This is a genomic window from Methylobacterium oryzisoli (assembly GCF_046557895.1).
GTDB lineage: Bacteria > Pseudomonadota > Alphaproteobacteria > Rhizobiales > Beijerinckiaceae > Methylobacterium > Methylobacterium oryzisoli.
The window spans coordinates 210720-233002 of sequence record NZ_JBKIBX010000005.1; the positions used below are offsets into that span (position 1 = coordinate 210720).

25 protein-coding genes and 1 pseudogene are annotated in these 22283 nt (G+C 72.8%); 11 read left to right on the top strand and 15 right to left on the bottom strand.

Going from position 1 to position 22283, the window contains the following annotated elements:
- Window positions 1-28: 28 nt before the first annotated feature.
- The 4 genes from ACKUB9_RS07635 to ACKUB9_RS07650 form a co-directional block, all read right to left on the bottom strand.
- A complete protein-coding gene (locus tag ACKUB9_RS07635; RefSeq protein WP_407519611.1) occupies window positions 29-1105 on the bottom strand; it encodes a methyl-accepting chemotaxis protein in 1077 nt (358 codons plus the stop codon).
- A gap of 342 nt (window positions 1106-1447) precedes the next feature.
- The gene (locus tag ACKUB9_RS07640; protein WP_407519610.1) at window positions 1448-3016 is read right to left on the bottom strand and encodes a tannase/feruloyl esterase family alpha/beta hydrolase; all 1569 of its coding nucleotides are present in this window, start codon (window positions 3014-3016) and stop codon (window positions 1448-1450) included.
- 70 nt (window positions 3017-3086) lie between these two features.
- The gene (locus ACKUB9_RS07645) at window positions 3087-3401 is read right to left on the bottom strand and encodes a helix-turn-helix domain-containing protein (protein WP_407519609.1); all 315 of its coding nucleotides are present in this window, start codon (window positions 3399-3401) and stop codon (window positions 3087-3089) included.
- Window positions 3402-3408: 7 nt separating this feature from the next.
- Window positions 3409-3816: a type II toxin-antitoxin system RelE/ParE family toxin gene (locus ACKUB9_RS07650; RefSeq protein ID WP_407519608.1), complete on the bottom strand. Its 408-nt coding sequence runs from the start codon at window positions 3814-3816 to the stop codon at window positions 3409-3411.
- Window positions 3817-3955: 139 nt separating this feature from the next.
- Between ACKUB9_RS07650 and ACKUB9_RS07655 the strand changes: the two genes are divergently transcribed.
- Window positions 3956-5614: a GMC family oxidoreductase gene (locus ACKUB9_RS07655; RefSeq protein ID WP_410824688.1), complete on the top strand. Its 1659-nt coding sequence runs from the start codon at window positions 3956-3958 to the stop codon at window positions 5612-5614.
- Between the two features lie 9 nt (window positions 5615-5623).
- Here ACKUB9_RS07655 and atzD read toward each other — a convergent pair whose 3' ends face one another.
- Both atzD and ACKUB9_RS07665 read right to left on the bottom strand, forming a co-directional pair.
- Window positions 5624-6718, bottom strand: coding sequence for a cyanuric acid amidohydrolase (atzD, locus tag ACKUB9_RS07660; protein ID WP_407519606.1), 1095 nt, complete (start codon window positions 6716-6718; stop codon window positions 5624-5626).
- A 98-nt stretch (window positions 6719-6816) separates the two neighbouring features.
- The gene (locus ACKUB9_RS07665) at window positions 6817-7518 is read right to left on the bottom strand and encodes an SDR family oxidoreductase (RefSeq protein ID WP_407519605.1); all 702 of its coding nucleotides are present in this window, start codon (window positions 7516-7518) and stop codon (window positions 6817-6819) included.
- 201 nt (window positions 7519-7719) lie between these two features.
- Here ACKUB9_RS07665 and ACKUB9_RS07670 point away from each other — a divergent pair, with 201 nt between their 5' ends.
- From ACKUB9_RS07670 to hpxZ, 3 genes are read left to right on the top strand one after another with little or no spacing between them, the layout of a single operon-like run.
- Entirely contained in the window at window positions 7720-7923 is a 204-nt protein-coding gene (locus ACKUB9_RS07670) for a DUF4089 domain-containing protein (protein ID WP_407519604.1), read from the top strand.
- Window positions 7920-9311, top strand: a complete 1392-nt coding sequence (locus ACKUB9_RS07675) for an AtzE family amidohydrolase (protein ID WP_407519603.1) — start codon at window positions 7920-7922, stop codon at window positions 9309-9311. Before ACKUB9_RS07670 ends, ACKUB9_RS07675 begins: the two co-directional genes overlap by 4 nt.
- Window positions 9312-9322: 11 nt before the next feature.
- Window positions 9323-9718, top strand: coding sequence for an oxalurate catabolism protein HpxZ (gene hpxZ, locus ACKUB9_RS07680; protein ID WP_407519602.1), 396 nt, complete (start codon window positions 9323-9325; stop codon window positions 9716-9718).
- 150 nt (window positions 9719-9868) lie between these two features.
- On the opposite strand, the gene nudC is transcribed toward hpxZ, so the two are convergent.
- The 3 genes from nudC to ACKUB9_RS07695 all read right to left on the bottom strand — a co-directional run bounded on the left by nudC (window position 9869) and on the right by ACKUB9_RS07695 (window position 11962).
- Window positions 9869-10801, bottom strand: a complete 933-nt coding sequence (nudC, locus tag ACKUB9_RS07685) for an NAD(+) diphosphatase (protein ID WP_407519601.1) — start codon at window positions 10799-10801, stop codon at window positions 9869-9871.
- 9 nt (window positions 10802-10810) lie between these two features.
- The gene (locus ACKUB9_RS07690) at window positions 10811-11230 is read right to left on the bottom strand and encodes an HIT domain-containing protein (RefSeq protein WP_407519600.1); all 420 of its coding nucleotides are present in this window, start codon (window positions 11228-11230) and stop codon (window positions 10811-10813) included.
- A 78-nt stretch (window positions 11231-11308) separates the two neighbouring features.
- A complete protein-coding gene (locus ACKUB9_RS07695) occupies window positions 11309-11962 on the bottom strand; it encodes a cyclic nucleotide-binding domain-containing protein (RefSeq protein ID WP_407519599.1) in 654 nt (217 codons plus the stop codon).
- A 175-nt stretch (window positions 11963-12137) separates the two neighbouring features.
- On the opposite strand from ACKUB9_RS07695, the gene ade reads away from it, so the two are divergent.
- Complete coding sequence (gene ade / locus ACKUB9_RS07700; RefSeq protein ID WP_407519598.1) at window positions 12138-13880, top strand: adenine deaminase; 1743 nt, start codon at window positions 12138-12140, stop codon at window positions 13878-13880.
- A 29-nt stretch (window positions 13881-13909) separates the two neighbouring features.
- On the opposite strand, the gene ACKUB9_RS07705 is transcribed toward ade, so the two are convergent.
- Window positions 13910-14416 carry a hypothetical protein gene (locus ACKUB9_RS07705; protein WP_407519597.1) on the bottom strand — a complete coding sequence of 169 codons (507 nt, stop codon included), beginning with the start codon at window positions 14414-14416 and terminating at the stop codon, window positions 13910-13912.
- 479 nt (window positions 14417-14895) lie between these two features.
- On the opposite strand from ACKUB9_RS07705, the gene ACKUB9_RS07710 reads away from it, so the two are divergent.
- Window positions 14896-15801, top strand: a complete 906-nt coding sequence (locus ACKUB9_RS07710; RefSeq protein WP_407519596.1) for a TIGR01459 family HAD-type hydrolase — start codon at window positions 14896-14898, stop codon at window positions 15799-15801.
- Here ACKUB9_RS07710 and ACKUB9_RS07715 read toward each other — a convergent pair whose 3' ends face one another.
- Together ACKUB9_RS07715 and ACKUB9_RS07720 are read right to left on the bottom strand one after the other, a co-directional pair.
- Window positions 15802-16368 carry a protein phosphatase CheZ gene (locus ACKUB9_RS07715; protein WP_407519595.1) on the bottom strand — a complete coding sequence of 189 codons (567 nt, stop codon included), beginning with the start codon at window positions 16366-16368 and terminating at the stop codon, window positions 15802-15804.
- Between the two features lie 142 nt (window positions 16369-16510).
- Window positions 16511-16894 (bottom strand): response regulator, encoded by a 384-nt coding sequence (locus ACKUB9_RS07720; protein ID WP_048427618.1) that lies wholly within the window; start codon window positions 16892-16894, stop codon window positions 16511-16513.
- Window positions 16895-17156: 262 nt separating this feature from the next.
- On the opposite strand from ACKUB9_RS07720, the gene ACKUB9_RS07725 reads away from it, so the two are divergent.
- The 3 genes from ACKUB9_RS07725 (at window position 17157) to ACKUB9_RS07735 (ending at window position 19329) form a co-directional block, all read left to right on the top strand.
- Window positions 17157-17633, top strand: a complete 477-nt coding sequence (locus ACKUB9_RS07725) for a MaoC/PaaZ C-terminal domain-containing protein (protein ID WP_407519594.1) — start codon at window positions 17157-17159, stop codon at window positions 17631-17633.
- Window positions 17634-17774: 141 nt separating this feature from the next.
- Window positions 17775-18548, top strand: a complete 774-nt coding sequence (locus ACKUB9_RS07730) for a ferredoxin--NADP reductase (RefSeq protein ID WP_407519593.1) — start codon at window positions 17775-17777, stop codon at window positions 18546-18548.
- Between the two features lie 64 nt (window positions 18549-18612).
- The gene (locus ACKUB9_RS07735) at window positions 18613-19329 is read left to right on the top strand and encodes an aspartate/glutamate racemase family protein (protein WP_407519592.1); all 717 of its coding nucleotides are present in this window, start codon (window positions 18613-18615) and stop codon (window positions 19327-19329) included.
- A 5-nt stretch (window positions 19330-19334) separates the two neighbouring features.
- Here the strand turns inward: ACKUB9_RS07735 and ACKUB9_RS07740 are convergent, their stop codons facing one another.
- Window positions 19335-19760 carry a hypothetical protein gene (locus ACKUB9_RS07740; protein ID WP_407519591.1) on the bottom strand — a complete coding sequence of 142 codons (426 nt, stop codon included), beginning with the start codon at window positions 19758-19760 and terminating at the stop codon, window positions 19335-19337.
- A gap of 240 nt (window positions 19761-20000) precedes the next feature.
- On the opposite strand from ACKUB9_RS07740, the gene ACKUB9_RS07745 reads away from it, so the two are divergent.
- Both ACKUB9_RS07745 and ACKUB9_RS07750 read left to right on the top strand, forming a co-directional pair.
- The gene (locus ACKUB9_RS07745) at window positions 20001-20297 is read left to right on the top strand and encodes a toxin-antitoxin system TumE family protein (RefSeq protein ID WP_407519590.1); all 297 of its coding nucleotides are present in this window, start codon (window positions 20001-20003) and stop codon (window positions 20295-20297) included.
- Window positions 20284-20643: an HVO_A0114 family putative DNA-binding protein gene (locus ACKUB9_RS07750; protein WP_407519589.1), complete on the top strand. Its 360-nt coding sequence runs from the start codon at window positions 20284-20286 to the stop codon at window positions 20641-20643. Before ACKUB9_RS07745 ends, ACKUB9_RS07750 begins: the two co-directional genes overlap by 14 nt.
- Window positions 20644-20658: 15 nt before the next feature.
- Here ACKUB9_RS07750 and ACKUB9_RS07755 read toward each other — a convergent pair whose 3' ends face one another.
- Both ACKUB9_RS07755 and ACKUB9_RS07760 read right to left on the bottom strand, forming a co-directional pair.
- Window positions 20659-22083, bottom strand: a complete 1425-nt coding sequence (locus ACKUB9_RS07755; protein ID WP_407519588.1) for a UdgX family uracil-DNA binding protein — start codon at window positions 22081-22083, stop codon at window positions 20659-20661.
- A gap of 4 nt (window positions 22084-22087) precedes the next feature.
- Window positions 22088-22283, bottom strand: a pseudogene (locus ACKUB9_RS07760) (hypothetical protein); the annotation flags it as partial.

Below are 22283 nucleotides of genomic sequence, written 5' to 3' on the forward strand. Positions count from 1 at the left end.
CCGTGGCCCGGCGTCCCGTGGCCCGCGATCAGCCGCCGGCCGGCGCCTGCACGATCACCCCGGACCAGCCGAGCCCCGCATAGGTCTCGTAGCCCGGCGTGCGGTGGAAGGCCGTGATCGTGCCGGAGCGCGGGTCGGTGTCGTAGCCGCCGCTGCCCTGGCGCAGGTCGAGGCCAAGCGTCTCGATGAGCGCGCCGCGCCCGTCCGAGGCCGCGAGCACCCGGCCCGCCGCATCGACGATCATCACCCGGGTGCGCTCCCGGTCCTCCGGCGCGACCCGCACGCCCGACACGATGGCGCGGGCCTGCGGCTCCCAGTCGAAATGGATCGCCAGCACGCCGAGCGGGCGGCCATCGGCGCGGCCCCCTTCGCGCACCCCGGCGCAGTAGGTGGCCGCCTGGGCGCCGCCCAGGAGCGGGCGCACCGCCACCTCCGCGGCCACGTAGGCGTCGCCGTTCGGCAGGGCCGCGGCGCGCCGGAACCAGTCCTCGTGGGCGACGCTCGCCCCCACGACCCCCGGGAAGCGGTCCGGGCGGCCGTTCGCCACCACCACGCCCGAGGCGTCGCAGAGCCAGAGGTCGAGATAGACCGTGTAGGCCGACAGGATCACGCCGAGCCGCTCGCCCGCATAGGCGGCCCGGGCCGCGTCGGGCGCCGCCGCGCAGTCCACGATGGCCGGGTCGGTCGCCCACCAGCGCACGTCGCAGGTCCGCTCGTAGAGATTGCGGTCGATGAGTTCGATGGCGTTGAGGGCGAGGTCGACCATCCGCTCGCCCTGGGCGGTCTCGGAGAGGCGGCGCATCATGCCCTGGAGGCCGGTGATGCGCCCGGCGAGTTCGGCTTCGAGGGAGGCGGCGATGCTCTCGACCTGCGCGCCGACCGCCCGGACCTCCTGCGCCACGACCGAGAAGCCGCGGCCCTGCTCCCCGGCCCGCGCCGCCTCGATCAGCGCGTTCAGCGCGAGCATCTTCACCTGCGCGGTGATCGCCTGGATCGACCGGGTCTTGTCGGAGACGATCCGGCGGACGGTCTCGGTCTCGCCGGCGACGACACTCAGGGTCGGCCGCTCCTCATCGTGGTCAACCTTGTGATTCCGCAGGAGCATCGCCGCCCTCGTTCCGTCAGCCGAGGACGTCAGGTTTCTTCCGTTGGTCTTACCGAATCCTGAATGATGCGACCTAGTGTGCGCAAATGGATGCCGTGATGCCGCCAGGCCTAATCCGGGTGCGCTCTTGGCGCGCTCTTGGGCCGGAGGAATGAAGCGCCGGGACGGCTGTCCATCCTCGCACGATCATCGGCTCAATCCTGAGGATGGTCATGCGGCATGGCAGCGAGGATTTCAGGCTGTTTCACAGCAGGACAAGTATCGGGCGAGGGCCGAACCAGCATTGGCCCTCTCAACTTCCGGGCATCGTCGTGGCTCGCCTGAGGGACGCGGTCCGGAACCTCAGGGGGCGGCGCAGCTATAGCTCGCCGCCGCCGCCGGATCGCCGCTGCCGTCGTGGCGGGCGACCTGCGGGTAGGGGCAGACGGGGCGCGACCACAGCACCGGCCCGCCGGGGGCGGCGGTCTTCGTGGCGATCAGGCTCGCGGGCGCCTCGCCGCCCTCCACCCAGCGCTCCAGCGCGGTGAGCGGGTCGATGCCGGTGTCGCCGATGCCCGGCCCCTCGGTGCCGATGCCGCAATGGTCCATGCCCGGCACCATGAACAGCCGGGCGGTCTCGCCGAGACGGTCGTAGCCGCCCTCGCGCTCGGCCAGCGCCTCGTAGAAGGCCACGGTGAGACCGGGGACGACCAGCGGGTCGGCCCAGCCGTGATAGAGGAGGAGCTTGCCCCCCGCCTGCCGGAAGGGCGCGAGGTCCCCCGCCAGGGTCAGCTTGCCGGTGCCGGGGGTGAAGGTCGCGGCGTTGTAGACCGGTGCCATCACGGCGGTGCGGGCCGGGTCGGTCTCGAAGTCGAAATCCGCCACCTGGAAGGCGGGGCCGGCCGCGGGCTGGAAGGCCATGTAGCGCAGGAAGTCGCGGGCGAAGAGCGGCAGCAGCGGCGAGGCGTTGCCCGCGCCCGTGAGCCAGCGCGGCCAGTGGATCTCCGAGCCCTTGGGCACCCCGCCGGGGTAGAGCCGGCGGCCGGCCGCATCGCTCGGGCCGGCATACCATTTTTCGATCACCCCGACCTCGGCCTCGGTCAGGCACTCGGCGGTCTCGGGTCCCTGGCAGCGCAGGGCCGCCGGCGAAAAACCGCAGGCGCGCGGGTCGCCGACGAGGCCGATGCGGGCGTCCTGCCCGGTCGAGCAGGCGGCGGTGACCGCCTCGGCCACCCGCTTGACCTTGGCGGAGGACAGGATCGGCTGGCCGTTCGGCCCCGTATTGGCCTTGGTCACCCAGGCGAAGCTCGTGGCGACGAGGCCCGTATAGTCGAGGGCGGGTGCCCCCGCGATGATGCCGTCGAAGTCCTTGGGGAAGCGCAGCGCCTCCATGGCGGCCATGCGCCCGCCCGTGGAGCAGCCCGCGAAGTAGGCCTTGCGCTGGGGCTCGCCGTAGAAGGCCTTCACCAGCACCTTCGCGACCCGCGCGGTCTCGGTGGTGGAGCGCGTGCCCCAATCGGCCTGCGCCACCGGGTTGTTCATCGCCCAGCGCCCGTCGACGACGCTGGTGCCCCAGTGGCCGCCATCCATCGTGGCGGTCGCGTAGCCGCGCCGCAGGCCGAAATTCGCCGCGTTGGTGAAGCCCGCCACGTCCGAGTTGAGCAGCCCGCAGAAGCCGCCGCAGCCGACTTGGTAGAGCTTGCCGTTCCAGCCCCGGAGCGGCAGCCGCACCTCGATGCTGGTGGCCGGACGGAGCGTCGCGAGCACCCGGCAATAGCCCGGCAGGTCGCCGGCGGCCGGCACCTCGGCGGCCGAGTGGAGGTTGACGGACTCGATCCTGAGATCCGCCAAGCCCTTGCAGGCGCCCTCCGCGAAGGCGGGACCTGAGGCGAGGGCGAGCGCGACGGCGGCCAGCCAGGGCTTCGGGATCACGCGGCATCCTCCCGGTCTCATGCTTGAGCGTGAGCATAGGAACCCGCCGCGCGCTTGTCGACGCGGTCCCTCAGGCGCGCGTGTCGCTCTCCTCCGCATCCACGAACTCCACCTTCAGCCGTTTGCCCAGCACGGCCGCGGCCCGGTAGAGGGTATGGAGGGTCACGCCGGTGTGTCCCGGATCGAGCAGGCGGCTCACCTGGGCGCGGCTCGTGTTCATGGTCTCGGCCATCGCACTTTTGGTGAGGCCCCGGGCCTTCATCGCCTCGGCGACCTGCCAGGCGATGACCTCCTTCACGGCAGCCTCGTCCACGACATCGAGCAGGCCGTCCTCCTCGAGGAAGGATTCGAAGCTCGACCCGATCGGGTGATGGTTCTCGGTCATGGGGGGCTCAACTCCGTTTCGATGCAGCCGTGGAGGTCCGGAGGCGAACCTGCAGATTGTCCCTGCGCTTGCGCGCCGTCTCCAGATCGACCTGAGGGGCAACGCGGCTCTTCTTGATGATCCCGTGCAGCAGGATCATTCGACCCTCCGCGAGACAGAAGAAGACCCGTGCGATGCGGTGGTTCAGGCTGGTTCGGATCTCCCACAATCCATCGCCGAGTGCGTCACAAGTCGGCATGCCGATGGGCCAGCCGTACTCGGCCTTCCGGATGTCCTTGCCGATGGTTTGACGGTCTGCGAGCGGGAGAGACCTGAGCCACTCGCGGACGGGCTCGTTGCCGCTCTCCGTCCGGTAGAACTCGGCGCTGATCCGCCGTTGGGGCCGGGCGGCGTGCGGCACGTCATCGGCGGCCATAGCAGGATGTACCAAATTTGGTACATTTCCGCAAGGGATGACAGTGGCCTGGACGCCGCGGCGCCGTCACTCCGGACGGCTGTCCTGATGCCGGGTTTGCGCTACACCCTCCCGCATGAGCGGTGCCCGGGGAGGAGAAATGGCTGGAGACAGGTTGGCCGGAGCAGGTGGCGCGGAGGCACCCGAGGATTTCGGGGCCTACGACTACATCGTGGTGGGCGCGGGCTCGGCGGGCTGCGTGCTCGCCAACCGCCTCTCGGCCGATCCGCGCCGCTCGGTGCTGGTGCTGGAGGCGGGCGGGCGCGACAACTGGATCTGGTTCCACATCCCGGCCGGCTACCTCTTCGCCATCGGCAACAAGCGCGCGGATTGGCTCTTCACCACGGAGGCGGAGGCGGGCCTCAACGGGCGCACGCTCGCCTATCCGCGCGGCAAGGTCATCGGCGGATCCTCGGCCATCAACGCCATGATCTACATGCGCGGTCAGGCCGCCGACTACGACGGCTGGCGGCAGCTCGGCCTGGAGGGCTGGGGCTGGGACGACGTGCTGCCCTGTTTCCTCAAGCACGAGGACCACATCGCGCCCCCGAACGAATTCCACCGCTCGGGCGGCGAGTGGCGGGTCGAGCCGCCGCGCATCCGCTGGGCGATCCTCGACGCGATCCGCGACGCTGCGGAAGCCGCCGGCATCCGCAAGATCCCGGACTTCAACACCGGCGACAACGAGGGCTCGTCCTACTTCCAAGTCAACCAGCGCCGGGGCCGGCGCTGGAGCGCGGCGCGGGGCTTCCTCAAGCCGGCGCTGAAGCGCCCGAACCTGCGGCTGGAGACCGGCGTCCACGTCGAGCGGGTGCTGATCGAGGAGGGCCGCGCGGCGGGCGTGGTGTTCGAGCGCGGCGGGCGGCGCTACCTCGCCCGGGCGAACGGCGAGGTGCTGCTCTCGGCCGGCGCCGTCGCCTCGCCGAAGCTCCTCGAACTCTCCGGCATCGGCGACGGTGAGCGCCTGCGGGCGCTGGGCCTTGCCGTGGCGCATCACGCGCCAGGGGTCGGCGAGAACCTGCAGGACCACCTGCAGATCCGCCCGGTCTACAAGGTGACCGGGGTGCCGACCCTCAACCTGTCCTACGCGAACCTCATCAAGCGCGGCTGGATGGGGGTCGAGTACGCGCTGTTTCGCACCGGGCCGCTCACCATGGCGCCGAGCCAGGTCGGCGTCTTCGCCAAGTCCTCGCCGGACTACGCCACCGCCAACCTCGAATACCACTTCCAGCCGCTCTCCCTCGACAAGTGGGGGGAGGGTCTGCACCCGTTCGGGGCCTTCACGGCGAGCGTCTGCAACCTGCGCCCGTCGAGCCGCGGCAGCGTCCATGCGGCGAGCCCCGACCCGGCCGCGCCGCCCGCCATCCGCCCGAACTACCTCGCGACCGACGAGGACCGCCGGGTGGCCGTGGACGCCCTGAAGCTTACCCGGCGCATCGTCGCCCAGGCCCCGCTCGCCCGCTACCGGCCGGAGGAGCACCTGCCGGGGCCGGGCATCGTCAGCGACGCGGACCTGCTCAAGGCGGCGGGCGACCTTGGCACCACCATCTTCCACCCGGTCGGCACGGCCCGGATGGGGCCGGACCACGAGGCCGGCGCGGTGCTCGACGCGCGGCTGCGCGTGCGCGGCGTGCGGGGCCTGCGCGTGGTCGACGCCTCGGCGATGCCGCGCATCACCTCCGGCAACACCAACTCGCCGACCATCATGCTGGCCGAGAAGGGGGCGGCGATGATCCTGGAGGATGCACGCGCGGGGTGACGGATCCCCTCAGCCCTCCCGCCGCGCGATCACCGCCACCGGACCGCCGCCATCCAGCCCCTGGTGCTCGGCGCCGCCGGACACGAACAGGTCCGTCATCCCGGTGAGCCCCGCGAGCGCGCCCGCCACGAAGCCGCGGGCGTGGCGGGTGGAGCTGATGTCGGAATCGGTGAGCATGGTGTGGCGCCGGCCGCGGATCAGGCCGTCCGAGGAGGCCTCGGCCTTGGCCAGCACGGCGGCGAGCCGGGCGCGGCCGGCCGCGTCCACGAACCCGCCCGGCCCGGCGAGCCCGAGCCGCGCGAGGCAGGCGGCGACCGGCGCGACGTCGATGGCGTCGGCCATCACCGCGTGGTCGATGGTGAGCGGTCCGGTCCAGTCCGGCGACAGGCCCATCACCACGATCTCGTGGTCGAAAAGTTCGACCCCCGCCGAGGCGCCGCAGCGCCTTGCGAACAGGCCGGAATGGGCCTCCGCCACCGCGTCGGGGATCGCCTCCTCCGCCACCTCGCCGAGCGCCAGGGCGGCCCCGAGCGCCGAGGCGCCGCGCGACAGACCCATCGACTTCAGCGTGTCGCGGGTCGCCGGCACCGCACCGCGGGCGAGCGCCGCGCCGATCCGCTCGGAGGTGAGGAGCGGGCACTTCACCTGCACGTAATGGACCTCGTCCGGCGCGAGCCCGGCCTCCGCCATCGCGGCGCGCACGCCCGCCGCCACGAGGCGCACCTGCGCGCGCCGCCCGAGATCCTCCGCCGCCAGCACCGGCGTGCGGGCCTGCCCCACCGCCAGCGCCGGGCCGGGGCCGGACGCCTCCCGGACGCTCACCACCAGCCAGTGCGGCGACAGCCCGCCCTCGGTGCCCCCCGACATTACCATCGCGATCCGCCCGAGCGCCGCCTCGGAGAGGTGCGGTGCGAACAGGGTGCGCAGTGCGTGCACGGCGAGCGGGCGGGTGAAGTCGTTGACGCAGCCGTTGCCCTCGGTCTTGGCGAAGACCGCCACCACCGCCTCCGGCGTGAGGCGTTCCTCCTCCAGGGCCGTGGCGATGGCCGAGACGTCGTCGGGCGCCGCCATCGGCAGGCGCAGGATCTCGGTGCGGCGGGGCATGCAGTGTCCTCCCGGGCTTGTTGCTGCGCCGCGAAGGGCAACCGGCGTGCCAAGCGTCTCCGCCACACGTCTCCGCCACGCTTGCGCGCCGCCTCCGCTCAGATCGACCGCATCAGGCCGCCGTCGACGCGGATGTTCTGGCCGGTGATGTAGGCGGCGCCCTCGGAGGCCAGGAAGGCGATGGTGGCGGCGATCTCTTCGCTGCGGCCGTAGCGCCCCATCGGCACGCCCTGGCGCCGCTCCTCGGTGGCGGGCAGGCTGTCGATCCAGCCCGGGAGGACGTTGTTCATGCGCACGTTGTCGGCGGCGCAGGCGTCGGCGAAGAGCTTGGTGTAGGCGGCGAGGCCCGCCCGAAACACCGCCGAAGTCGGAAACTGGGGGCTCGGCTCGAAGGCCCAGGCGGTCGAGATGTTGATGATGGCGCCGGCCTTCTGGGCCTGCATCACCGGCGCCACGAGCCGGACGGCCCGCACGACGTTGAGGAGGTAGACGTCCAGCCCCGTATGCCATTGCTCGTCGGTGATGGCGGTGATCGGCGCGCGCGGCCCATGCCCGGCGCTGTTGACGAGCACGTCGATCCGGCCCCAGCGCTCCAGCGCGCCGTCGACGAGGCGCTTCAGGTCCTCGTTGGACTGGTTCGATCCCGTCACCCCGAACCCGCCGACCTCACGCGCCAGCGCCTCGCCCTTGCCCGAGGAGGAGAGGACGGCGATCCGGAAGCCGTCCCGCGCCAGGTGGCGGGCGGCCGCCGCCCCCATGCCGCTGCCGCCCGCCGTCACGATCGCGACCTTCTCACCCATCTCGCGTCCTCGCCTTCGCGGCGCCGGGCACCCCGGCGCCTGCCGCGCCCGGACCCTACACCGGGCCAGCGCGGCTTGCATGGCCATCCGGCCCGAGCTTTGCTAGGCAGGTTTCGCAGAAGCGGCCGCCGGTTCTGCGATGAAAACCTGCGGCAAAACAAGAATCTAAGCAGACTCGCGCCCTCGCACGGAGCCGACGCCTTGCCCGAGCCCAAGCCCACCGCCGACGCGATCGGCACCTACGTGGATGTCGCCGCCCCGCTCCTCGGCCTGACGATCGATCCGGCGTGGCGCGACGGCGTCGTCGGGCATCTCGCCGCGATCCTCGCTGCGGCCGATCGGGCGCTATCCGGGCCGTTGCCGGACGATCTCGACGCCGCCCCGGTCTTCGAGGCCGCGCCGTGAGTCCGGCCCTCACCGCCGCCGAGATCGCCGCGGGCGTCGCCGCGCGCAGCCTTCGCGCCCGCGATGCCGTGACGGCGGTCCTCGCGCGGATCGCCGCCCTCGACGCCCGGGTCGGCGCCTTCACGGACGTGACGGCGGAGCGGGCGCTGGCGCGGGCCGACGCCCTCGACGCGGCGCTGGACCGGGGCGAGCCGGCCGGCCCCCTCGCGGGCGTCCCCTTCGCGGTCAAGAACCTGTTCGACGTCGAGGGGCTGCCCACCCGGGCGGGCGCGAAGATCAACCGCGAGCGTCCCCCGGCCGCCCGCGACGCGGTTCTGGTGCGGCGGCTGGAGGCGGCCGGCGCGATCCTGGTCGGCGCGCTCAACATGGGCGAGTACGCCTTCGACTTCACCGGCGAGAATGTCCACGACGGGCCGAGCCGCAACCCGCACGACCTGCGCCACATGAGCGGCGGGTCGTCCGGCGGGTCGGGCGCGGCGGTCGCCGCCGGCTTCGTGCCGCTGACGCTGGGCTCGGACACCAACGGTTCGATCCGGGTGCCGAGCGCCTTCTGCGGCATCTTCGGCCTCAAGCCGACCTACGGCCGCCTCTCGCGCGCCGGCAGCTTCCCGTTCGTGGGCAGCTTCGACCATCTGGGGCCGCTCGCCCGCAGCACCCGCGACCTCGCGCTCGCCTACGACGCGATGCAGGGGCCCGACCCCGACGATCCGGTGGCGACGAAGCGCCCGGCCGAGCCCGTGACGGAGGCCCTGGAGACCGGCGCGGCGGGGCTGCGCATCGCGGTGGCGGGCGGGTACTTCGCGCGCGGCGGCGACCCGGAGGCGTTCGCTGCGGTCGACCGCGCGGCCGCTGCCCTCGGCGTCACCGCCACGGTGGAGCTCCCGGAGGCCGCGCGCGCCCGGGCGGCCGCCTACGTCATCTCGGCCGCCGAGGGCGCCGCCCTCCACCTCGACCGCCTGCGTGAGCGCCCCGGCGACTTCGACCCGGCGGTGCGCGACCGGCTGCTCGCGGGCGCGCTGATCCCCGCCCCCCTGGTCGAGCGGGCGCAGCGGTTCCGGCGCTGGTACGCGCGGGCGGTGGCCGAGGTCTTCGCCTCCGTCGACGTAATCCTCGCCCCGGCCACGCCCTGCCGGGCGCCGCGCGGCGGCGAGACCACGCTCGTCCTCGACGGGGTGGCGATGCCGCTGCGGCCCAATATCGGCGTGTTCACGCAGCCGATCTCCTTCATCGGCCTGCCGGTGGTGGCGGTGCCGGTCCGGCCGGACGAGGGCCTGCCGCTGGGCGTGCAGGTGATCACCGCCCCGTGGCGGGAGGACCGGGCGTTGCGCGTGGCGCGGGCGCTGGAAGCGGCGGGCGTGGCCGCTTCCCCCGTGGCGCGGCTCGATTGAGGGAGAATGAGATGGAGACCGACGATCCCGCGGTGCGGGCCGAGGTCGAGGCGGCCTTCGCGGCCTACGAGGCGGCCCTGGTCGGCAACGACGTGCCGACGCTGGAAGCGCTGTTCTGGGACGATCCCCGCACCATCCGGTACGGCGGGGGCGAGAACCTTTACGGCATGGAAGCGATCCGGGCCTTCCGGCGGGCGCGCTCGCCGGCCGGCCTCGCGCGCTCCCTCTCGCGCACGGTCATCACCACGCACGGGCGCGACCTCGCCACCGCCATGACGCTGTTCCACCGCGAGGGCCAGCCCGGCCTCGTCGGACGCCAGAGCCAGACCTGGCGCCGCTTCCCGGACGGCTGGAAGGTCGTGGCGGCCCACGTGAGCGTGATCCCGGAGCCGTCCGACGCCGTGTGAAAGGCGCGGGCAGCACGGGATTCCCTCTCCCGTGCGGGAGTAAGGGGATCAACGATCCCGCGTGAGGGGGCCGGGAGGGTACAGAACGTCCTCATGGAGCACGGGGAACCCTTCTCCCGCGCGGGAGAGGGGTTCCTCGCGCCGCCCGCGCTAGGTCCCGGCCGACCCATCCCCTTCCACGAAACCCCGCACCAGCAGGTGGGCGATCGCCATCGGCGGCGGCGTGGCGAGGCCGTCCGGGTGGGTGCGCTCCAGCATCAGCCGCACCTCGTCGCGGTGGAACCAGCGCGCATCCTCCAGTTCCTCGCGGTCGAGGACGAGGGCCTCGTCCAGGGCCTCGCCCTCGCAGCCGATCATCAGCGAGGACGGGAACGGCCAGGGCTGGGAGGCCCGGTAGCGCACCGCGCCGACCCGCACCCCCGCCTCCTCGTGTGTCTCGCGGCGCACCGCGTCCTCAATGGTCTCGCCGGGTTCGAGGAAGCCCGCGAGGCAGGAATAGACTCCCGGCGGGAAGCGCGACTGGCGGCCGAGCAGGCAGTGCTCGCCGCGGGTGACGAGCATGATCACCACCGGGTCCGTGCGCGGGAAATGCTGCGCGCCGCAGCTCCCGCAATCGCGCCGGAACCCGCCGCAGGCGAGCGTGGTCCGGGCGCCGCACTGGGCGCAGTGGCCGTGGCGGGCGTGCCAGAAGAGCAGCGACTTCGCGGTGGCGAGGAGCCCCATCTCCTCGGGCGCCACCGCCCCCTCGACCGCGACGCTGCGCAGGTCGACCACCCGGTAGGCGGGATCGTCGCGGTAGAGGTCGCCGGCCTCGGGCGGCAGCCCGGCGGCGAAGACCGGGCGCTCGGCCACGCGGCCGAGAAACAGCAGCGGGTCGGGTGCAGGCGCGCGGGCTGCGTCGTCGGCCGCGAGGAGCGCGCTCGCCCCCTCGGGGAGGCGGCGCAGCACCGGGATCTCGCCCGCGAACAGCAGCAGGACGGAGCGCGGGTCGTCGCCGGGCTGCGGGGTCGGGCCGGTGCGCTCGGCGGAGTGGCGGGCGAGCAGGCTGCGGGAAAAGCCGAGTCGGTCGAGGGCGGAGGTCACGGGGTCTCCTCAGGCAGCCGCGAACAGCGCCCGGGCGCGCTCGACGATCTGGGCCGCGGCGTGGGGCGGGTAGGGGGTGCGGGTGCCGTGGCCCCAGACCGGGCCGGGCCAGGCCGGGTCCGAGCGGAAGCGGCCGACGACGTGGACGTGCAACTGCTCGACGACGTTGCCGAGCGCCCCGACATTCACCTTGTCGGGGCCGCGCGCAAGTTCCTGCATCACCCCGACCGCGAGGCTGATCTCCTGCATCAGCAGGCCGGCCTCGTCCGGCGGAAGGTCGGTGAGTTCGCGCAGGGCGGGGCGGCGCGGCACCAGCACCAGCCAGGGGAAGCGGGAATCGTCGAGCAGCAGCACCGCGCAGAGCGGCAGGTCGCCCACCGCGATCGTGTCGCCGGCGAGCCGCGGATCCAGGGAGAAGTCGGACGTCATCGCCACCTCGTCGCGGCGTGATCTAGCAGCCGTGCGCGCCGTGTCCCGCGCGGCCGAGGAAAAAAGTCGTCATTTTCGTCACGCCACCTCGGTGCCGGCCGGCAGCGGGGCTTGGCCGCGTGGCGCGTGGGCGGCGCTCTGAAACAGGCGCTCGCTCGTCAGCTTCAGGAAGTAGAAGCCGAATTCCGGGTTCTGGTAGTAGAGCTGCTTGACCTCGTCGTAGGGCACGCAGAGCGCGACGCCGGGCTCCACGCAGACCAGGGAGGCGGTGCGGACGTTCCCGGGCGAGAGCATCCCGAGTTCGCCCACGATGTCGCCGGGCTTGATGTCGATGCCGCGCTCCTCGATGCGGAAGCGCCCGCTCTCGACGTAGAACATCTCGTTGGCTGCATCGCCCTGGCGAAACAGCACCTCCCCGGAGGCGAAGCGCCGCGAGGTGCCGAAGGGCTTGAGCCAGTCGAGGGAGAGGTCGCCGGAGGCCGCCTTCTCCACGTCCCTCACGAGCCGCACCATCTGGTAGAGGCGCAGCGCGTTGAGCGGGATCTGGATCGCCTCGGTGAGCACCACCGGCATGCTGCCGATCATCACCCCGTAGGTGATCGACGCGATGCTGGCGAGCAGCGCCACGATGCGCAGCGGGATCATCGTGCTCATCGCCGTGGCGGTGATGGTGAGCGCGGTGCCCAGATACCCGATGATCTCGACCCAGGAGAAGGTGACGACCCAGGACATGTTTTCTCTCGCGTGGCGCCCGCCGCGCGTGGCGGGGCCTGGCGCCACCTGAAAGTCAAGACAACGGCGGGCATGAGGCAGCGAGCGGATTTCCCGCCCACGGGGCGTGTTTCGCCGGCTGGCCCCGGCTCCGCCGCTCTGCCAAGCTGATGCGAACGGCCGAGGAGCACCGTCCATGCTCGATTCCAAGATGCCCGATTCCCGGATGCCCGAATCGCCCGCCGACGGGATCGCCCGCCGGATCGCGCAGGGGGCCGGGCGCGCGCCGGCCGATCTGGTGATCCGCGGGGCGCGGCTCCTCGACCTCGTCACGGGCGACCTCGTGCCCACCGACATCGCGGTCTGCGGCGACACGATCGTGGGCACCTACGGCACCTACGCGGGCGCGCGGGTGATCGAGGCCGAAGGGCGCGTGGCGGTGCCGGGCTTCATCGACACCCACCTGCACATCGAATCATCGCTCATCACGCCGCACGAATTCGACCGCTGCGTGCTGCCGCACGGGGTCACGACCGCGATCTGGGACCCGCACGAACTCGCCAACGTGCTCGGACCCGCGGCCTTCGACTACGCGCTCGCCGCCGCGGCCGAGACGGTGATGGACATCCGGGTGCAGCTCTCCTCCTGCGTCCCCGCGACCGATCTCGAGACCGCGGGCGCCCGCATCGAGGCCGCCGATCTCCTCGCCTACCGCGACCATCCCGGCTCGCTCGGGCTCGCCGAGTTCATGAACTTCCCGGGCGTGGTCCACGGCGACCCGGGCTGCCTCGCCAAGCTCGCCGCCTTCGCGGGCCGCCATGTCGACGGCCACGCGCCGCTCCTGTCGGGGGCGGGCCTCAACGCCTACGCGGCGGCGGGCATCCGCACCGACCACGAGGCGACCTCCGCCGCCGAGGCCCTGGAAAAGATCCGCAAGGGCATGACGGTGCTGATCCGCGAGGGCTCGGTCTCGAAGGACCTGCACGCGCTCGCCCCGCTCCTCACGGTGGCGACCGCGCCCTTCCTGGCCTTCTGCACCGACGACCGCAACCCGCTCGACATCGCCGAGGAGGGCCATCTCGACCACCTGATCCGCACGGCGATCCGCCTCGGCGTGCCGCCGCTCGCGGCCTACCGCGCCGCCTCGCTCTCGGCCGCGGCGGCCTTCGGTCTGAGCGACCGCGGCATGATCGCGCCCGGGCGCCGGGCCGACCTCGTGCTCCTCGACGACCTTGAGGCTTGCGCGGTGGCCCGGGTGATCGCGGGCGGGCGCCCGGTCGAGGACGCGCTCTTCGCCGGCCGGCCCCGCACCCCGGCGCCGGGACGCGGCAGCGTCAAGGCCGCGCCCGTCACGGCCGCGGATTTCGCCGTGCCGGCCGGCTCGGGCGCCGACACCCCGGTGATCGGCGTCGTGCCGGGGCGGATCATCACCGAGCACCGCCGCCTCGCCCTGCCGGAAGCGGGGGGCCTCGCGGCCTGCGACCTCGCGCAGGACGTGGTGAAGGTCGCGGTGGTGGCCCGCCACGGCGCGCCCGGAATCGGCCGCGGCTTCGTGCAGGGCTTCGGCCTGCGGCGCGGGGCCATCGCCTCCTCGGTGGGCCACGACAGCCACAACCTCTGCGTCGTGGGCGCCGACGAGGCCGACATGGCGCTCGCGGTCAACCGGCTCATCGCCCTCCAGGGCGGGTTCGTGGTGGCGGCGGAGGGCCGGATCCTGGCGGAACTGCCCCTGCCCATCGCCGGGCTGATGAGCGAGCTGCCCTTCGAGGAGGTCCGCGACGCGCTCCACCCGCTGCGCGAGGCGGCGCGCGCGCTCGGCTGCACCCTGCCGGAGCCCTTCCTGCAGGTCGCCTTCCTGCCGCTGCCGGTGATCCCGCACCTGAAGATCACCGACCGGGGGCTGGTCGACGTGGATCGGATGATGCTCCTGCCCGGGTAGTGGTCCAGGTCCGACGGTTCGGCTCGATCCTACTTCGGGGCGCCGAGGCTGTTCAGGACAGCCTTGAAGGCCGCCTCGTGCTGGCGGTCGCCCTCCGGCGAAGCCCAGTAGGACAGCAGCACCATGCGGCCGTCAGGCAGGCCGGCATCGATCGCGAGGTAGCGCAGCACCGTCGGCTTGCCCTGCCACGTCGCCGGCAGATCGGTGGCCTGCACCTTCATCGCGCCTTCCTCGTAGCGCGAGACCCGCGGGTCGCCCGCCGGCGTCACGCCCTGCTTGGCAAAATAGTCGACGTGCTCCTTGCGAACCGCAGCCTCGTCCGCGGGGCGATAGGTCTCAAGCCAGAAGAACACTTCCTCGTCCGGCGATCTCACCTCGACGCCGCGGGCGGTCGGGCTCGTCTTCCACGCGGCCGGAACGTCGATGCCGACGATCGGCGCGCGCGACGGAAGGTTGATCTGCCGCGCCGCGACCTCACCGGCGAGGCAGGCCAGAAGCGCCGCCCCGATCACCATCCGCTTGCGATTAGCCATCATCGCCCCCGTCTTCTCGCGCGTGCTCTGACAGCAAAGCTTGGCAGAGTAAAGCACGGCTGGGTTGCGTCCGGGGTGTAGATCTGGGATCGCAGGGTCACGCGGTTGTCCGGGCGGCAGAAGTCTTCGCAGCGCTGCTCCACCGGACCGTCTCCTCGCTGCCCTCGACCCCGTCGAGGAGGTGATTGTCGTCGTCGGCGTCGTCGCGGACCTCGTCCCTGTTGTTGCATGGTTGTCGAAGATTTTTCCTCGGACAGGCCTGCCGGTGTTGGGGAAGGGCAGCCGTTCGGGCGCGGCAGCCCTGGTGGCGCCTGATACCGCGAGGAGGGCACACGCGACCGCGCGTGCTCGGCGCCGAACGGGCATGACCCAGCCGCCCGGTCGGAGGAGCGGCGTCGCCCGCCCGTTGCGTTTTGCCCGCCCGGCGCCTAACTCGGGGGTCGCCGGGCATGTTGCGGCGCAGCAACCGAGGGGTGCGAGGCATGGCGCAGACGCGGATTCGGCCCGGGCCGGGCGAGGTGCCGGTGCTCGGCGGGGTCGCCGAGATGGCGTCTCGCTTCGACGTCATCCTGTGCGACGTCTGGGGCGTGCTGCACGATGGCGAACGCGCGCACGCCGCGGCGGGGGATGCCCTCACGCGCTTCCGCGCCCTGCCGGGCGAGCGCCCGCGCCGGGTGGTGCTGGTGTCGAACGCGCCGCGCCCCGGCGCCTCCGTGCAGGCGCAGCTCGACGGGTTCGGGCTGCCGCGCTCGGCCTACGACGCGATCGTGACCTCGGGCGACCTCACCCGCGCCCTCATCGCCGAGCGCGGCGAGGCGCCGCTCTACCATCTCGGCCCCGACCGCGACCTGCCGATCTTCGCGGGGCTGTCCGCGCCCCGCGTGCCGCCCGAGGAGGCCGCGCACGTGGTCTGCACCGGCCTGTTCGACGACGAGGTGGAGACCGCCGAGGATTACCGGCCGCTGCTCGCCACGCTGCGGGAGCGCGGCCTGCCGATGATCTGCGCCAATCCCGATCTCGTGGTGGAGCGCGGGGCGCGGCTGATCCCCTGCGCGGGGGCGCTCGCGAGCCTCTACGAGGCGATGGGCGGGACGGTGATCTACGCGGGCAAGCCGCACCGGCCGGTCTACGAGGCGGCCGTTGAGGCCGCGGCGGCGCTCGACGGGCTCGCGCCGGCGGCCCCCGACCGGGTGCTCGCCATCGGCGACGCGATCCGCACCGACGTCGCGGGGGCGAGCGGGTTCGGCATCGCCTCGGTGCTGGTGGCCCGCGGCATCCACGCCGAGGAGCTGGGCTGCCACGCCGGGGAGCCGCTCGGGGAGATCGCTGAGTGGCTGGAAGCTCAGCCCGTGCACCCCGACGCGGTGGTCGAGGTGCTGCGCTGGTGATCAGGAGAACAGGGCGTCGATGGCGTCCTGCGGGGTCTCCGGCCCCTTGAGCTGGGGCCCGTTCAGCAGGAGCGTGTCGCGCCGCGCCTTGGAGCGGGCCTCCTCTTGGTCCATCTCGCCGTCGCGCACGTTCACCACGGTGGCGAAGTGGGAGAGGCGGGTCTCGACCTGCCCCAGCGCGTCCACCACCTTGGCGATGCGCTGGCCGGTGATGTCCTGGAAGGCGCAGGCCTCGAAGATCTGAAAGACCTCCGCCTCGACCTTCGCGCGGTAGCCCGCCAGCGTGTCGTCCTCGATCGCCAGGATGCCCTCGGCGACCTCCATGATCCGGTTGGTGGCGCTCGCGGTGGCGGTGACGACGCTGCCGAGCTCGTCATGGGCCATCGGCAGGCGGTCGTTGCGCAGCTCGTTCGCCCGCAGGTGGGAGATCGCCGCCTTGAGGCGCTTGATGTACTCGGCGATCTCGACGAGATCGCTCACCAGGGTGGCCGTCGAGGGTCCGGCGAAGGGAGCGGGCTTGGCGGACGGGGCCGCCGCGGCCGGGCTCCCGCCGGCGCTCTGTCGCATCAACATCGGGGTCAGCCGCGCTAGGAGGGACGGGGCAGGGGCAAGGGCCGGACCTGGTCGTGCAGGAGCCGGTCGCACCGGACCCGGTCGCGCCGCGGCCGGCTCGGGGAGCCGGGCCGCGGAAAGCCGGGGTGGCCGGTCCTCAGGCGCCGCAGACCGCCTCGATCTTGGTCTTGAGGGTCTGGGCGTTGAAGGGCTTCACGATGTAGTTGTTCACGCCGGCCTTCTTGGCGGCGATGACGTTCTCGGTCTTCGACTCGGCGGTCACCATGATGAAGGGCGTGGTGCGCAGCGCGTCGTCCGCCCGCACGTGGCGCAGCAGCTCGTAGCCCGTCATCGGCTCCATGTTCCAGTCGGAGATCACGAGGCCGTACTTCTTCTGCTTCAGCTTCGCCAGCGCGCCGGTGCCGTCGGAGGCATCGTCGACATCCTCGAAGCCGAGCTGCTTGAGGAGGTTGCGGATGATGCGGACCATCGTCTGGTAGTCGTCCACCACGAGGATCGGCATGCCGAGGTCAAGGGCCATCGTTCCGGCTCCGTTCGCGGGCGCGACGCATTCGGCGCGCGCCATGGCCCGCTAGAGATGATGAGGGGAAACACCGGACGGTGCTTCTGACGGCAAGTGTTAGACGCCCCCCGTTGCAAAGCCGTTAATCGCCGCGCGCGATGGCGGCCTCCTCCCGCTGCGTCCGGCGCGGAGCCCGCCGCCTTCGAAAGTCGAATGGTTCGGTGCGGAGGGTGCGCTCTACTTTGCCCGACGACAGCAGGCCAGCGAGGGAGCGCCGCCCGTGCCGGGATCGACGGATGGCAGCCCCGCCGCGACCGCGCTCGCCTTCGAGGATCTGGTGGTCGGGCAGGATGCCTGCCTGACGCGCGTGGTGGACCGCGACGTGGCCGGCCTCGTGGCCGCTTTCGGCGGCGCGGCCATCGGCGGCGCTGCCCTGGCGGGCGGCCCGGCGGTGGAGGGTTTCGGACCGAGCGTCGCCCACGGCCTCGTGGCCGCGAGCCTCGTCGCCGCGCTCCTCGGCACGCGCCTGCCGGGGCCGGGCGCGGTCTACCTGTCGCAGAACCTGCAGTTCCTCGGGCCGGTGGCGCCCGGCGACGCGCTGGTGGCCCGCGTCGAGGTGGTGGAGCTCGTCCGCGCGCGCCGCCGCGCCCGGCTCTTCTGCGAGTGCGCGGTCGGCGACCGGGTGGTGCTGGAGGGCGAGGCCTGGGTGGCGCTGGCGGCCCGCGCCGCCCCGGACCCGCCCCGGGCGGGGACGTGAGGCCGCGCACGGCCCGGGCCGGCCATGCGGCAGGCTCGGGGCGGGTCGGTGCCGTCCCACCTTGACGACGATGCCGCAGGTGCGAGATGACCGCTCGGAATCGTCATCATCCAGGACTCCGCTGAGGCAGGAACCCGCCCGATGAGCAACTTCAACGAGGAGCGTGTGCTGTCCGTCCATCACTGGACCGACACGCTCTTCAGCTTCCGCACGACCCGCGATCCGTCGTTCCGCTTCCGCAACGGCGAGTTCACGATGATCGGGCTGAAGACGGACGGCAAGCCGCTGCTGCGCGCCTACAGCGTCGTCTCGGCCAATTACGAGGACGAGCTGGAGTTCTTCTCCATCAAGGTGCCCAACGGCCCGCTCACCTCGAAGCTGCAGCACCTCAAGGTCGGCGACCCGATCATCGTCAGCCGCAAGGCGACCGGCACGCTCGTCCTCGACAACCTGATGCCGGGCCGGCACCTCTACCTGCTCGGCACCGGCACCGGGCTGGCGCCGTTCCTGGCCATCATCAAGGACCCGGAGACCTACGAGCGCTTCGAAAAGGTCGTTCTCGTCCACGGCTGCCGCCAGATCTCGGAACTCGCCTACGGCGAGACGATCACGCAGGACCTGCCGAACCACGAGCTGATCGGCGAGATGGTCCGCGACCAGCTGGTCTATTATCCGACCGTGACCCGCGAGCCGTTCCGCAACCGCGGCCGCATCACCGACCTGATGACCTCCGGCAAGCTGTTCGAGGATATCGACCTGCCGCCGATGGCGATCGGGAGCGACCGCTTCATGCTCTGCGGCAGCCCCGACATGATCCGCGACACGCGCGACCTGCTCTCCAGCCTCGGCTACGTCGAGGGCAACCACGGCGAGGCCGGCCACTACGTGATCGAAAAAGCCTTCGTCGAGAAGTAGCGGCTTCGCGGCCGGGGCGGCCCGCCCGGCCCACGGGCGGCGCCCGGCTCTGGGGGAAGGGCGCATGCGCATCCTGCTCATCAACCCCAACACCACCGCCGCGGTGACCGAGCAGGCCGCCGCGCAGGTGCGGCGCCTCGTCCCGGCCGAGGTGGTGGCGGTCACGGGCCGGTTCGGCGCCGCCTACATCGCGACCCGCGCCGCCTGCGCCATCGCGGCCCACGCGGCGCTCGACGCGCTGGCCGAGCACGTCGCGGGCTGCGACGGGGTCTATCTCGCCTGCTTCGGCGATCCCGGGCTCCTCGCCCTCAAGGAGGTCTCCCCCGTGCCGGTCATCGGCATGGCCGAGGCGGCGCTCCACCTCGCCTGCCTGCGCGGACGCCGGATCGGTGTGGTCACGGGCGGCGCGCTCTGGAAGCCGATGCTGGAGGAATTCGCCGCGGCGCAGGGGCTGGCGGGACGGCTCGCCGGCATCCGCACCATCGCGCCGACCGGGGGCGAGATCGCCCGCGATCCCGACGCGGCGCTGAGCCGGCTCGCCGCCGCTTGCCGCGCCGGCGCGGAGGACGACGGCGCGGACGTGGTGGTGCTGGGCGGCGCCGCGCTGGCGGGGCTCGCCGCCCGCATCCAGCCCGACGTGCCGGTGCCGGTGATCTGCTCCGTGGAGGCGGGCGCCCGGATGATGCTGGCCGCCCTCGCGGTTCCGGTCGGCGCCCCGCCCCCGCCGAGCCGCAGCACCGGGCTCTCGCCCGCCCTCGCGCGGCTCCTCGGCGGGGACTGACCGCCTTACTGCACGATCTTGGGGGCGGTGCCCGGCGCGCCCTCCGGCGTCGTCTCGGGCGTCTGCACGGCGGCCGGGAGCAGGATGCCCTTCTCGACGCTGCCCTCCGGCCCGAACTCGCCCGCCACGATCCGGCAGGCAGCGTCCCGGTTCGCCATCATCTGGTTCGACATCAGCGTGAACATCGTCTGGACCCGGGCGCCGAAGGGCCCGCGCGGCGGGCGCACGTCCTCGATCGTCACGTTGTAGCGCCCGAGCAGCGCCTCGAAGGACGACACCCCGATCCGGTAGCCGCAGACGTTGGCGGCGGCGAAGATGTAGGCGGCGGTCTCGAGCGCACGGGGCGGGGGAGCGTTGCGGATCGGCTGCGCCTGGGCGCCGGGAGCGAGCAGGACGAGGCCGGCCAGGGCCGGCGCGAGGCGGGTCAGCATCGGGATTCCTCCGGGGTCGATGAGGCTGCGGGCTCTGCGGCCCGTCACCGGCGCCAGCAGATAGGGCAGGACATGGCCCGGCGGGAAGCCGGTGCGGCATCGCGGACGGGGATGGGGCGCTCCGCCGCCCCACTGGCAGGTCCGATCGGCCTGCGGTCGTCGAACGGACGTGGTTCGCCGGGTTGCTCCGCCCGGACTGTTGGCGCTTGACGCCAACGGTTGTTGGCGTAGCATGCCAACATGGGAGCGATGCTCGTCATCCGCCGCCGTGTCGTGTTCGGAGACCGGGACTTCGCCGAGTTCGTCGTGTGGCGTGTGCCGAAACCGGTTCCGCCCGCCAGGCACCCGTTCAAGTACCGCCTCGTTTACATCGTCGATGGCGCTCGGGTGATCGGTTTCGACAACGAACGCGGCAAAGGAGACCATCGGCACGATCGGGATCGGGAAACACCGTATCGGTTCGTCGGTATCGATCGACTGCTCCATGATTTCGTTGAGGCGGTCGAGACGTGGAGAAGAGATCATGGCAAGGGCTGAGATCGAAGTCGGCCGCGGCCTTCGCGAGGCGGCGGCGGACGTTGCCGCGGCCTGGAAGGCGGCGGAGACCGGTCACCTCGTCGCGGCAGGGGACCGCATCCTGTTCCGGGATTGGGAGGCGCTGTGCGCGGTCCTGACCCCGAAGCGGTACGCGCTCCTCCGCCACCTCCGGCAATCGCCCGAGAGCGGTGTTCGGGCGCTGGCCCGGGCCCTCGGCCGGGATGTCCGGCGCGTCCATCAGGACGTGGTCGCCCTGGCGGATCTCGGGCTCGTCACGCGCGGCGAGGATGGCCGTTTGTCGAGCGAGGTGGATGAGATCGCATCCACGATCCGCGTCGCGGTGTAGGCCACTCGGCCGGCTTCACCCCCGCGCCTCCTCGGCCAGCGCCCGCACGCGGCGCAGGTCCTCCACGAATTGCCCGTAGGCCTCGTCCTTGGCCGCGTCCGGCAGGCGCAGCAGGTAGGAGGGATGGACGGTGATGAACCCCTGGAACGGCCGGCCGTCGAACTCGGCCGGGCCGCGCGCGCGGGTGATCGGCACGCTTCGGCCCGTGAGCGCCAGCACCGCGGTCGCGCCGAGCGCCACGACGAGGCGGGGCGCCACGAAGGCGAGTTCGCGGTCGAGCCACCAGCGGTAATGCGCAACCTCGCCCGCGCTGGGTTTCTGGTGGATGCGCCGCTTGCCGCGCTCCTCGAACTTGAAGTGCTTGACCGCGTTCGTCAGGTAGGCGCGGTCGCGGTCGAGCCCGGCCTCCGCCAGGGCGCGGGACAGGAGCTGGCCCGCCGGCCCCACGAAGGGGCGCCCCTGCCGGTCCTCCTGGTCACCCGGCTGCTCGCCCACGAAGGCGATCGCGGCGCCGGGCGGCCCCTCGCCGAGCACCGCCTGGGTCGCGCCCGGCACCAGCGGCTCGGAGCGGCGGATCAGGGCGTTGAGGTCGGCAAGGCTCGCGGGCTCCTGCTCGGCCATGGCGGCGAGCGCCCGGGCCGGCACCCGCTTGCGGGGCGCCCGCGCCTCCCGCTCGATCATGCCGGCGACGCGCGCGCTCGCGCCCCGCACCAGGGAGGGGATCGCCGCCGCTTCCGGCAGGTTGCGCCAGTACTTCTTCGGCATCTCGGCGCGCATGGCGGCCGGGTTGGTGCGGGCCGGGTTGAAGGTGCTGGCGTAGTAGGCGCACCAGCCGGCCTCGAACGCGTCGGAGGCGGGCGCGTCCTCGCGCCGCCCGGGCGGTCCGAAGCGCAGCGCACGGCCGTCCCAATGGGCCGAGCCGTCGGGCGTCAGGATCGCCCAGTCGAAGGAGGGGAAGCGCTCCACGAAGAACGGGGCCGCGGTCGCCAGGATGTGATGGTCGGGCTCGAACCACGCGACGAAGCGCTCGCGGGGTCCCTCCGCCGCGCCGGCCCGGCGGAAGCGCAGGAAGGCGTGCATCTTGTGCAGGTCGCGCGCCACCGCCTTGCGCATCCGCGACAGGCGATGGACGAGCGGGTCGCTTGCGACCTCAAGGAGGTGCCGCTCGCCCGCCGCCACCCGCCAGATCAGCCCGTACAGCAGGGCGAAGCGCTCGGGGTCGCGATGCTGCACCACGCCCGTGATCAGGTCCGCCACCGGGCGCGGCAGGGCGAGCGGGGCGGCGTCGGCCGCCGCATCCTCCTCCGCAAACAGCGCGGGGGCGTCCCCTTGCGTCCACGTCACCGCCTCGGGCGGAATCCCGTCCGCCACGAGCCGCCGCGCGGCGGCGCGGAAGCCCGCGAGATCGGCGCCGGGGGCGAGATGCACGGCGCGCCGCATCCGCTCACCCGAACAGCGCGAGCTGCCGCGGCGCCTCACTGAGCCGCGGCGCCTCGCCGAGGCGCGCGCGCAGGTCGAGACGGTCGGTGAGCCGGGTCGGGGCGTGATCGGCGGCGATCAGGAACGGCCGCGCCCGCCGCAGGCCGGAGGTGAGGCGGCCGAGATCGGCGAGCCGCAGCCGGGTGTGGGGGGGGGGGGGG